The sequence below is a fragment of the Lentibacillus salicampi genome, assembly GCF_004565465.1.
Lineage (GTDB): Bacteria > Bacillota > Bacilli > Bacillales > Amphibacillaceae > Lentibacillus > Lentibacillus salicampi.
In genome coordinates this window covers 1-11,459 of record NZ_SRHY01000040.1, presented here as the reverse complement: position 1 = coordinate 11,459, position 11,459 = coordinate 1, and the positions used below count along the sequence as shown (strand labels likewise).

Here is an 11,459-nt window from a genome sequence, read left to right as displayed (position 1 = left end):
TCGTTCAATATACTATACGAGGAGAGGATCCGAATGGCTAAAGAAAAAATCGTGTTGGCGTATTCCGGAGGGCTTGACACGTCTGTTGCAGTTAAATGGTTGCAGGACCAATATGGCTATGACGTTATCGCAGCAGCCATTGACGTCGGGGAAGGAAAAGATCTTGAATTTGTTCAACAGAAGGCGCTTGATGTTGGTGCTGTGAAGTCATATGTCATCGATGCCAAATCATTGTTTGCGAGCGATTATGTTCTACCGGCATTACAGGCCAATTTATTATATGAGGGCAAATACCCGCTCATTTCAGCCCTTTCAAGACCATTGATCGCCAAGCTGCTTGTTGACATAGCGGAAAAAGAAGGCGCCACAGCTGTTGCGCACGGATGTACCGGGAAAGGAAATGACCAGGTGCGGTTTGATGTTGCGTTCGCCGGACTGAATCCGAACCTCGATGTTGTCGCTCCAGTAAGAGAATGGTCGATGTCGAGAGAAGAAGAGATTGCGTTTGCACAAGAGCACAACATTCCGGTTCCGGTTGGGGTGGATAGCCCGTACAGTATTGATGAAAACTTATGGGGTCGGAGCAACGAATGCGGCGTTTTGGAAGATCCATGGGCAGAACCACCAAAAGACGCCTATGATCTGACAAATGATCCCATTGAGGCACCTGATGAACCTGATGTAGTTGAAATTGCGTTTGAGCAGGGCAAGCCGGTTTCCCTAAACGGCCAAAAGCTTGAACTGTCTCAGTTGATTATGTCGCTGAATGAGATTGCAGGGAAGCATGGTGTCGGCCGGATCGACCATGTCGAAAATCGTCTGGTTGGCATTAAATCAAGAGAAATTTATGAAGCACCGGCAGCGTCCGTTTTACTCGCGGCCCATCAGGAGCTTGAGTCACTGACCCTGACCCGCGAGACGTCCCGTTTTAAACCGGGTGTCGAGCAAAAATTTGCGCAGACAGTCTATGATGGTCTGTGGTATTCACCATTAACAGATGCCCTCAAAGCATTCGTAAAAGAAACCCAGCAATATGTATCTGGTACAGTCAAAATGAAACTGTATAAAGGGCACGCGCATACACTTGGTCGCGAATCAAAACAGTCCCTTTACGACTTTAATCTGGCAACCTATAACGCTGATGATGCATTCGATCATGAGGCGGCCAATGGGTTTATTAAACTATGGGGGCTCCCGACGAAAGTGCATTCTTCCATCAATCTATCCCAACAAAACGGGAAAACGCTGGAAGATATCAAAGCAAATGTCGAAGAAAAGGAACCACTGAACCAATGAAACTATGGGGCGGACGATTCACCAAACCTGCCAACCAGTTAGTGGATGAGTATACGGCATCCATTCATTTTGACAAAAAGCTGGCGCATCACGATATCAAAGGGAGTCTGGCACATGTCAGGATGCTTAAAAAATGCGGCATCGTAACGGAAAATGACGCTGATATGATCGTGGATGGACTGCAATCTGTTGCCAATAAAATTGAACATGGTGAAGCGGAATTAATCGAAGAACATGAAGATATTCATATGAATGTGGAGAAGCTGCTGATTGATGAAATCGGTCCTGTCGGCGGCAAGCTTCATACAGGAAGAAGCCGGAACGACCAGGTGGCACTCGATATGCGCCTGTATTTACGGGAAGTTGTTCTGGAGCTGGTGCAATTGCTGACGGATGTTCAGGAATCACTGTATAAGCAAGCGACAGCTAATGTGGACACGATTCTGCCAGGATACACACACCTGCAACGGGCACAGCCAGTTCTGTTTGCCCATCACATGCTGGCATATCTGTTCATGTTTCAGCGTGATGTGGAGCGGCTGGACGATAGCCTGAAACGGATCAATAAAATGCCGCTTGGTGCCGGCGCCCTGGCAGGAACGACCTTCCCGATTGACCGGGAATATGTTGCGCGTGAACTCGACTTTGATGGCGTTTGTGAAAACAGTCTGGATGCTGTCAGTGACCGTGATTTTGTGGTTGAATTTTTGGCAGACGCATCAATCATTTCCATGCACCTCTCACGATTGTGTGAGGAAATGGTGCAGTGGTCAAGTGCCGAGTTTAACTTTATCGAGCTTGATGACGCCTTTTGTACAGGAAGCAGCATGATGCCACAGAAGAAAAATCCGGATGTGCCTGAGCTTGTGCGCGGGAAGACTGGTCGTGTTTATGGCCACCTGACCGGCATGTTGACAACGTTAAAGGGGCTCCCCCTTGCGTATAACAAAGATATGCAGGAAGACAAAGAAGGCATGTTTGACACAGCCGAAACGCTGCGCGGTGCTCTGGCTTTGTTTGCACCAATGATTGAAACGATGCACGTGAAAAAAGAGTCGATGTATGCGGCGGTCAGACAGGATTACTCCAATGCAACTGACCTCGCAGATTATCTGACCGGCAAAGGAATGACATTCAGGGAATCCCATGAGGCGGTCGGCAATATCGTGCTGCACTGTATTCATCAGGGGAAATATTTATTGGATCTATCCCTGAATGAATTCAAGTCATTTGCCAGTTTGATCGAAGCAGACATTTTCGAAGCACTAAGTCCCGAAGCAGTCGTCAACGCCCGTAAAGCAAACGGCGGAACTGGCAAAGAAAGCGTCAGAAACCAGCTGGAACAAGCATCAGAATTGCTGCGAGAAAACCATGCGTGGTACGAAAAGAAAGCAACCATATAAGGAGCTCGGGTGCCCGGTTAATATAAACCGGGCATTTTGTTCAAAGATAAGAAAGTATAAAATTTTTGGCTATATTAAGCTCTTTGTCAGCAATAGCCATGTCCAGCTTCGACGTACAGGAGGTACTAGTGCCGGCGTTGGCACAGGACGTGCCGAACTTAGCCGGCCAGCGCCTACCCCCTCGAGGTCTTAAGCAATAATTTTACGTGGCCAAACCCGCCACTGCAAATTCTTGCTTAAGCTTTTCGGGGGTGAACAAGGCGCTTGCGCTTTTCTTATAGTCCAGGAAATTATAGATTGAAAGTACTGTGGGTAGCTGGCGGCTTATAAGCCACGTCCAGCTCCAGCGCCCAGTGACTAGCAAACTTCACACTCCTCCACTACGATAAGTCAACATCGCCTCACCCAGCTCACCGCGTTTCTTTTATCTCATTGCGGCTAGTGGGGAGGATCGGCTAACCCCGCCCGATGCGCGGCAACGCCGACCCACCTGTGATGCACAGGCGCAGTTTGTACGTCGCTAAACGGGCACCCTGCGCTTTTGCTTGGTACAACTTATTTAACACGTAATGGGACATGTATTATAATAGATATTGTCAGCCGGTGATGGTCGGACAGTTATCCAAAACACATAGCCTTCCGGAGTTGATATTACTTTCGAAATGATTTAAGATTGTAATGAGAATAGATTGAGAATGGATGACTACATATCCATTTCCAAAAATAGCATAATAACAGTAATTGGAGGTATCGATATGGCAGGCTCAACACTTGAGATTAAAAATCTTCATGTTGAAATTGAGGGAAACGAAATATTAAAAGGTGTCAACCTTACGATAAAGGGTGGCGAATTTCATGCGGTCATGGGGCCGAACGGAACGGGTAAATCAACACTTGCTTCTGCGATCATGGGTCACCCGCATTATGAAATCACAGAAGGCAGTGTTCTCCTGGACGGGAAAGAAGTTCTGGAAATGGATGTTGATGAACGTGCAAAAGCCGGTCTTTTCCTCGGCATGCAATATCCGAGTGAAATCAGCGGAGTCACAACATCCGATTTTCTGCGTTCATCCATCAACGCACGCCGTGAAGAAGGCGATGAAATTCCACTGATGAAATTCATCAAAGAAATGGATGAGGTTCTGGATTATTTGGAAATTGATAAAAACATGGCCCAGCGCTATTTGAACGAAGGTTTCTCAGGCGGTGAGAAAAAGCGTAATGAGATTCTCCAGCTTATGCTGTTGAAACCGGAAATTGCCATTCTGGATGAGATTGACTCCGGACTGGATATTGACGCATTGAAAGTTGTCTCAAAAGGAATCAACAAACTGCGTGACGATCAATTTGGCTGCCTGATCATTACACACTATCAGCGGTTGTTGAACTACATTACACCGGATAAAGTACACGTTATGATGCAGGGCCGGGTTGTGAAATCAGGCGGACCTGAACTGGCCCAGCGCCTTGAAGCTGAAGGTTATGACTGGATCAAGCAGGAACTTGGTATTGAAGACGAAAATGTCGAGCAGGAAGTCTAAAAGCGAGGAGGGGTAACATGACTGTCGAAACAAAGCTGCCATACGATCAGGATTATATCACCCGGTTTTCTCAAGATAATAATGAACCGGACTGGATGCGGGATTTACGCCTTCAAGCTATAGATCAGGCTGATTCGCTGGAAATGCCACAACCTGACAAGACGAACATTACCAAGTGGAATTTCAACAGGTTCAAACTTGATGCAGCGAAAGGCGAAAAAATTGCATCACTGGATAAGCTGCCTGAAGATATACAGGATTTCCTTGATCAGGAGAAGACACAGCAAAACCTTTTAATACAACGCAATCATACGGTTGCCTATGCATCGTTAAGCCAGGAGCTTGCTGATAAAGGGGTCATTTTCACGGATATCTTTACAGCACTTAACGAGCATGAAGATCTCGTCAAGCGTTATTACATGAAAGATGCCGTTTCAGTCGATGAACACCGGCTTACCGCGCTGCATGCAGCGCTGATGAACGGCGGGGCGTTCGTCTATGTTCCGAAAAATGTTCAACTGGAAGAACCGCTGCAAGTCATTTTCTGGCAGGAAGATCCGGAAGCTGCGATGTTCAACCATGTGCTGGTCGTGGCAGATGATAACAGCTCATTGACATATGTGGAGAATTATTTCTCCCAGAACCGTGAGCAGGAAACCGTAGCCAATATCGTGACTGAAGTCATTGCCAATAACAATGCGCATATTTCCTTTGGCGGGGTTGATAACTTTGCAGAAGGAACAACGACTTATATCAACCGTCGGGGTGTCACCTATCGTGATGCACGCATTGAGTGGGCGCTCGGCCAAATGAATGAGGGGAATACAGTCTCTGAAAATGTGACGCATCTGATTGGTGAAAACTCATGGTCCAATGCCAAAACGGTTACAGTCGGCCGTGGCAATCAGTCGCAGAACTTCACATCGCAAATCGTTCACTTCGGCAAATTCACAGAAGGGCATATCCTGCAGCATGGTGTCATGAAAGGTAAAGCACGGTCGATCTTCAATGGCGTCGGCAAAATTGAGCACGGCGCATCAAAATCAAATGCGGAGCAGGAATCACGCGTATTGATGTTAAGTAAAGACGCACGCGGCGATGCCAATCCGATTCTGTTGATTGATGAGGATGACGTTGAAGCAGGACACGCCGCATCAGTCGGCCGTGTTGACCCAGTTCAGCTGTATTATCTGATGAGCCGCGGTATTAGCCGTCATGAAGCGGAACGTCTCGTTATACACGGGTTCCTTGAGCCTGTAGTCGGTCAACTGCCGATTGAATCTGTCAAAACACAGTTGAGGCAGGTTATTGAAAGGAAGGTATACTAATGGATGCAAATGCCATTCGGGAACAGTTTCCGATTTTAAATCAGGAAGTGAATGGGCATCCCCTGGTATATCTCGATTCATCCGCTACATCCCAGAAGCCACTCCCTGTCATTGATGCTGTCGATGCGTATTACAGAGAAGATAACTCTAACGTGCATCGTGGTGTTCATACATTGGGAACAAGGGCAACCGAGAAGTATGAAGGCGCCCGTGAAACGGTGCGGAGATTTATCAATGCGAAAAGTACGGCTGAAGTGATTTTTACACGCGGCACGACCACATCAATCAATACCGTTGCCTCAAGTTTCGCGCGTGCCAACCTGAACGCGGGGGATGAAATTGTCATCACGCCGATGGAACATCACAGTAACCTGATCCCCTGGCAGCAGGTGGCCAAAGTGACAGGGGCAACCTTGAAATATGTGCCCATGCAGCAGGATGGAACGGTTTCATTGGAAGACATGCGTGAAACGGTAACCGGAAAGACGAAAATTGTCGCGATTACACACGTATCGAACGTTCTCGGGACGATTAATCCTGTTAAGGAAATAGCTGAAATTGCCCATCAAAACGGCGCGGTGATCGTTGTTGACGGCGCACAGGGTGCACCACACATGAACGTGGATGTTCAGGATATGGACTGTGACTTTTATGCCTTTTCCGGTCATAAAATGTGTGGTCCCACCGGCGTTGGCGTTCTTTACGGCAAGCGAAAATTGCTGGAAGAAATGGAACCGGTGGAATTTGGCGGCGAGATGATTGACTTTGTCAACCTTTATGATGCAACATGGAAAGAACTCCCGTGGAAATTTGAAGGTGGGACGCCCATTATCGCTGGGGCTATCGGACTTGGTGCGGCAATTGATTTTTTGAATGACGTGGGCATGGATAATATTACGGCGCATGAACAGAAACTAGCCGACTACACAATGGAAAAATTACGCACCATAGACGGTATCAGCATTTACGGTCCGGAAAAGCGTGCAGCTCTGGTGACCTTTAATCTGGGCGATGTCCATCCGCATGATGCTGCGACGGTACTTGATGCGGAAGGTATTGCTGTTCGCGCCGGTCATCACTGTGCACAGCCGTTGATGAAATGGCTGGAAGTCAGTGCAACGGCCCGGGCAAGTTTCTATTTATATAACACGGAAGAGGATGTTGATCGCCTGTTTGATGGACTTTTGAAAACGAAGGAGTATTTTGGCGATGTCTTTTAACAACCTTGATACACTGTACAGACAGGTCATCATGGATCACTATAAAAATCCGAGAAACAAGGGAACGGTCGATGGAGATGCGCTGACCGTGGATATGAACAATCCGACATGTGGTGACCGGATACAGCTGCAATTGCAGGTGGAAGACGGTGTTGTTCAGGATGCCAAATTCAACGGGGAAGGCTGTTCCATCAGCATGTCATCCGCATCGATGATGACCCAGGCCATCAAAGGGAAAAAGCTTGATGACGCCTTAAACATGTCGAAAGCTTTCTCTAACATGATGCTTGGAGAGGACGTGGATACAGAGAAACTCGATATGGAAGAAGTCGCATCATTACAGGGTGTTTCCCAATTCCCGGCGCGAATCAAATGTGCAACTCTGGCCTGGAAGGCAATGGAAAAAGGTGTTCAAGAATAGCAGACAGTCATTTTGGGGTAAACGTGAATGATAGAAAGAACACTTTAAAGGAGGTATATTCATGGCAAAAGAAATGCCAGAATTGGGCGAGTACAAATATGGCTTTCATGATAAGGACGTTTCAGTATTTCGTTCCGGAAAAGGGTTGACACGTGGCGTAGTTGAAGAAATTTCAAAAATGAAGGAAGAACCACAGTGGATGCTTGATTATCGCCTGAAAGCGTTGGAGCAATTTTATAAAAAACCAATGCCACAGTGGGGCGGCGACCTGTCTGAACTTGATTTTGACGAGATTGTCTATTATGTTAAACCATCAGAATTTCAAGGGAAAACATGGGATGAAGTGCCCGCAGAAATTAAACAGACATTTGATAAACTGGGTATCCCGGAAGCTGAGCAAAAATACCTTGCCGGTGTATCCGCACAGTATGAATCAGAGGTTGTTTACCATAGCCTGAAAGAAGATCTTGAAGAATTGGGCATTATTTTCAAGGATACAGACACAGCACTTAAGGAAAATGAAGACCTGTTCAGAAAATATTTCGGCAAAGTGATTCCGCCATCGGATAATAAATTTGCCGCATTGAACTCGGCTGTTTGGTCCGGTGGTTCATTCATCTATGTTCCAAAAGGTGTGGAAGCAAAAACACCATTGCAGGCATACTTCCGGATTAATTCGGAAAATATGGGTCAATTCGAGCGGACGCTGATCATTGCGGATGAAGGATCGTCTGTACACTATGTGGAAGGCTGTACAGCACCGGTCTATACAACGAATTCACTACACAGTGCGGTTGTTGAAATCTTTGTTCACAAAGACGCGTACTGCCGCTATACGACAATCCAAAACTGGGCCAATAACGTGTATAACCTGGTTACCAAACGGGCGACAGCTTATGAAAATGCCACAATGGAATGGATTGACGGCAACATCGGTTCTAAATTAACCATGAAATATCCATCCATCCTGTTAAGAGGCCAGGGCGCACGCGGCAACACATTATCGATTGCCATTGCCGGTAAAGGCCAGCATCAGGATGCAGGTGCCAAAATGCATCACCTGGCACCGAATACGTCGTCGACCATTGTGTCCAAGTCGATTTCCAAACAGGGCGGCAAAGTAACCTACCGCGGAATGGTTGATTTCGGGAAAAAAGCTACCGGCGCCCGTTCGAACATTGAATGTGATACGTTAATCATGGATAACGAATCCACATCTGATACGATTCCATATAACGAAATCAACAATGACAATATTTCATTGGAACACGAAGCCAAGGTTTCCAAAGTTTCCGAGGAGCAGCTCTTCTACCTGATGAGCAGGGGACTTGGTGAAGAAGAAGCCACCGAAATGATTGTCATGGGCTTCATCGAGCCGTTCACGAAAGAACTGCCAATGGAATATGCCGTTGAAATGAACCGTCTGATTAAGATGGAAATGGAAGGTTCGATCGGTTAATTGGAAATGCAGAAATCAGAGAGCTCGCTGCGGCGGGCTCTTTTTCAATAAAAAATGATAACATTCAGCTGTGAATATTCGTTAGCCACATGAGTCATCTCCGGCTCAAGTGCTCAGCGGCAGAATGTTTTAAAGCCAGTAAATCCCCCCCCTTGGGGGTTGTTATTATTCAGCGATCATTGACGGTATTTTTGAGTGATTTTTTTTAAAATGTTGAAGGTTTAATTAAAATGTCGGAATTTAGATTATAATATGGATAACAATGAATGGCGGGTAAACAATTGAGCGATTTTAAGTTTTGAAAAATGTTGACACCGACAATCATCTTAAAATTGTTTTTTGGATTGGATTCGGCATGTCCGTTCTTAGTGGTCGTGGATTGATTATATCTGGTGCTGAGCTTGCGTCATTACCGACTAAATAAGGGCATATCAGTTTCTTCTCTTTCTTTTGGATCGGGTTGGATCGGATGCTTTGGGATGCAACCAAATGGCTTGCCGATCAGTCAGCCTAGCATATGAATACTCGTACGGACCATTAGCTGCCTGGAACTGTTCGTATCCAGCATGGAGATTCGGAGGAACGGCCTACGGGTTAGACGTTCAAACAAGAATCTGTGGATGCAGATTTATTAATTAGACGGGCTACAAGGGGGATTAGCATTGTACCCAGCGATCCTAAGGTCATTATTTAGGAATATCCCAAAGCATCCAAATCCGACATTGTGTTCCGGCAAGCTCGGGATCCAAAATCATAGATTCATTTGTCAGGAACGAAACAAAGTGGAAATTGGCATCAACTGTGAACTTAAAACTTATTATACGAAGAGTGAATTATGATGAGTGACAGTCAGGTCAATTCAATTAGAGATGCAATACGCAACATAGGCGAAGAATATACAATAGACTTTGAGAGTCTTTTTAATCTATTGAAGGAATTAAATAGCACTTTATTCGTTTCTAATTTGGAATTATTGCAGCTGTTTTGGTCATCATACATTTTTTATATTAAAAATAAAGAGCATACTACTGGTTTGCTCCAAAACGGGGAATTCCGTAAATCAACATAAAAATTATAAGAGCCTATTTTTCCGGTAAAATGTTGTTTGATGACCTTAAAATTCCTGAAAATACTTTGTTCGGATGAAAAAAGGTAATATTAAGCCGCCTTTAAGCCGTTTTTCCAGAACATCTTGAAGTCCTTTAGATCATGAATTCCTGTGTTAAAAGGATGCTTTTTTTTAACTATGAAAACATCCCCCCCCCTTTAGGATAACCGGTAAATATGTTAGTGTGTGTGATTATACTAGTTATAAACTTACCGATCGGGAAGTAATATTAATCTTGGAGGAATTGTTATGAAAATTAAATTAAATACACAATTTAATTTAAACAAAATCCTTATTACTATGATAATCACAGGTGGAATCTTGCTTGGAACTACAGTAAATATCTCTGCTTCGGAGGTAAGTGATCCTACATCAATTGAAGAATTACATAGCAAAGCTGTAGAGATGAATATTATAAAAATAACAGAAAACGGTCAATTTGACTTAAGTACATTAGAGGCAAACAAAGCAGAATTAAATGCAATAGATGAGGTTTACCATCATTATGTAAAAAGTTTAGAATCTGCTAATAAGGTAGTAAGTGAAGGTTATGCTCATATTGATAAGAATTATAAAGTCCAAATGGAATCTGGAGAAACGATTAAAGAAATTTGGCTCCTCGCTATTTGATGTTGGGAGCATAACCAAAAGATAGAATCGTAGTCGGTTTGACACGGAGCCTCTGCGGGCATGATTCACGAGCCAAGACGCCAGTATCAAAGGATATTGGCTCACGCATCCCATGCTATCATGCCCGCCTCTCCGTATAAAACCTCCTAAACTACCTTCTGCCCCCATACTAAATAGCGGGGAGGCAGAAATTTCTAGTCAATCGGAGACTAGTAATGGTGAGATAGGTAGTCTATCAACTTATATAAATTTAACTAGTTTAGTAGAAAGTAACAGACAAGAAGTAGAAGATTATTACTGGGATCTGTACTACGCAAATTTAACAACAGGAAATGCCTTGAATATAGCTTTAAGTGGTACTGCATTCTGGTGGAAAGGGGAAGTAGAAGCTGGTGGTCCATGGGATTATAAGAGTGTATCAGGCTTTGCCCCTTACAATAAAACATGGTCTGCACAAACATATACTGGAACACAAACTATGACTTCAGAGTATATCGGAAACTATAACTATGGTTATACTGGTGAATTCTTGTTCCCAGAACAAATACTCCTTTGGGGAGGCGAGTATGCAGGTGGACATCTAGGTACGCCGGAGGATGCCGGAGACAGAAATGCAATCAAAGCTGGGTTTAGTGACGGAGAGACATACGCACGTTAATAAAATAATAATTGGATTAGGATATATTTATCATATAATCACTTAAGTGATTATATGATAAATTATCCTTTTTTCATTGCGCATTGTATGCTAATTGCTAATGAAATTATATAATTAATTAACATAAAAAGGTTTAAATTGAAGATGTTAGGATGTTGTCTTTTGAACTTTAATTTCAATTTTTTTTCTTTCATCCTTTGTTTATTATGTATAGGAATAACAGGATATTCTCTTTACGCAACACTTAATAATAATTGGATAATTATACTGTTTGCGGCCGCAGTTTTTGTCCGCAACCATTTAAATTTAGCCAGAGAACCTGTCATAGGAAATTATACAAAAGAGCTGCCAAACGCTATGGCCATGGTATAATGGCCATAGCGTTTGGCAGCTCT

Annotated in this window: 10 protein-coding genes; all 10 read left to right on the top strand. The window is 44.3% G+C overall.

The window, feature by feature from the left end; translation table 11 throughout:
* Nucleotides 1-33 precede the first annotated feature (33 nt).
* The 10 genes from E4U82_RS15975 to E4U82_RS20010 all read left to right on the top strand — a co-directional run bounded on the left by E4U82_RS15975 (nt 34) and on the right by E4U82_RS20010 (nt 11,064).
* On the top strand, nt 34-1,296 hold the full coding sequence (locus tag E4U82_RS15975) for an argininosuccinate synthase (protein WP_135111185.1): 1,263 nt from the start codon (nt 34-36) through the stop codon (nt 1,294-1,296).
* Nucleotides 1,293-2,699: an argininosuccinate lyase gene (gene argH / locus E4U82_RS15970; protein ID WP_135111184.1), complete on the top strand. Its 1,407-nt coding sequence runs from the start codon at nt 1,293-1,295 to the stop codon at nt 2,697-2,699. The genes E4U82_RS15975 and argH overlap by 4 nt, the downstream gene beginning before the upstream one ends.
* A 755-nt stretch (nt 2,700-3,454) precedes the next feature.
* A complete protein-coding gene (gene sufC, locus E4U82_RS15965; protein ID WP_135111183.1) occupies nt 3,455-4,240 on the top strand; it encodes a Fe-S cluster assembly ATPase SufC in 786 nt (261 codons plus the stop codon).
* 17 nt (nt 4,241-4,257) lie between these two features.
* A complete protein-coding gene (gene sufD / locus E4U82_RS15960; RefSeq protein ID WP_135111182.1) occupies nt 4,258-5,568 on the top strand; it encodes a Fe-S cluster assembly protein SufD in 1,311 nt (436 codons plus the stop codon).
* Entirely contained in the window at nt 5,568-6,788 is a 1,221-nt protein-coding gene (locus E4U82_RS15955; RefSeq protein ID WP_135111181.1) for a cysteine desulfurase, read from the top strand. Before sufD ends, E4U82_RS15955 begins: the two co-directional genes overlap by 1 nt.
* Complete coding sequence (sufU, locus tag E4U82_RS15950; RefSeq protein WP_135111180.1) at nt 6,778-7,209, top strand: Fe-S cluster assembly sulfur transfer protein SufU; 432 nt, start codon at nt 6,778-6,780, stop codon at nt 7,207-7,209. Before E4U82_RS15955 ends, sufU begins: the two co-directional genes overlap by 11 nt.
* 61 nt (nt 7,210-7,270) lie before the next feature.
* Nucleotides 7,271-8,668 carry a Fe-S cluster assembly protein SufB gene (gene sufB / locus E4U82_RS15945; RefSeq protein ID WP_135111179.1) on the top strand — a complete coding sequence of 466 codons (1,398 nt, stop codon included), beginning with the start codon at nt 7,271-7,273 and terminating at the stop codon, nt 8,666-8,668.
* Nucleotides 8,669-9,506: 838 nt separating this feature from the next.
* Nucleotides 9,507-9,737, top strand: a complete 231-nt coding sequence (locus E4U82_RS15940) for a hypothetical protein (protein WP_135111178.1) — start codon at nt 9,507-9,509, stop codon at nt 9,735-9,737.
* A gap of 288 nt (nt 9,738-10,025) precedes the next feature.
* Nucleotides 10,026-10,406 carry a hypothetical protein gene (locus E4U82_RS15935; protein ID WP_135111177.1) on the top strand — a complete coding sequence of 127 codons (381 nt, stop codon included), beginning with the start codon at nt 10,026-10,028 and terminating at the stop codon, nt 10,404-10,406.
* Between the two features lie 337 nt (nt 10,407-10,743).
* The gene (locus tag E4U82_RS20010) at nt 10,744-11,064 is read left to right on the top strand and encodes a polymorphic toxin type 44 domain-containing protein (RefSeq protein ID WP_167751454.1); all 321 of its coding nucleotides are present in this window, start codon (nt 10,744-10,746) and stop codon (nt 11,062-11,064) included.
* The last annotated feature ends 395 nt before the right edge of the window (nt 11,065-11,459 follow it).

What these genes read in the sequence shown, in the direction of transcription:
- argH (WP_135111184.1), top strand. Translation starts at nt 1,293, where the DNA reads ATGAAACTATGGGGCGGACGATTCACCAAACCTGCCAACCAGTTAGTG.
- E4U82_RS15935 (WP_135111177.1), top strand. Translation starts at nt 10,026, where the DNA reads ATGAAAATTAAATTAAATACACAATTTAATTTAAACAAAATCCTTATT.
- sufD (WP_135111182.1), top strand. Translation starts at nt 4,258, where the DNA reads ATGACTGTCGAAACAAAGCTGCCATACGATCAGGATTATATCACCCGG.
- E4U82_RS15975 (WP_135111185.1), top strand. Translation starts at nt 34, where the DNA reads ATGGCTAAAGAAAAAATCGTGTTGGCGTATTCCGGAGGGCTTGACACG.
- E4U82_RS15955 (WP_135111181.1), top strand. Translation starts at nt 5,568, where the DNA reads ATGGATGCAAATGCCATTCGGGAACAGTTTCCGATTTTAAATCAGGAA.
- sufB (WP_135111179.1), top strand. Translation starts at nt 7,271, where the DNA reads ATGGCAAAAGAAATGCCAGAATTGGGCGAGTACAAATATGGCTTTCAT.
- sufC (WP_135111183.1), top strand. Translation starts at nt 3,455, where the DNA reads ATGGCAGGCTCAACACTTGAGATTAAAAATCTTCATGTTGAAATTGAG.
- sufU (WP_135111180.1), top strand. Translation starts at nt 6,778, where the DNA reads ATGTCTTTTAACAACCTTGATACACTGTACAGACAGGTCATCATGGAT.
- E4U82_RS15940 (WP_135111178.1), top strand. Translation starts at nt 9,507, where the DNA reads ATGAGTGACAGTCAGGTCAATTCAATTAGAGATGCAATACGCAACATA.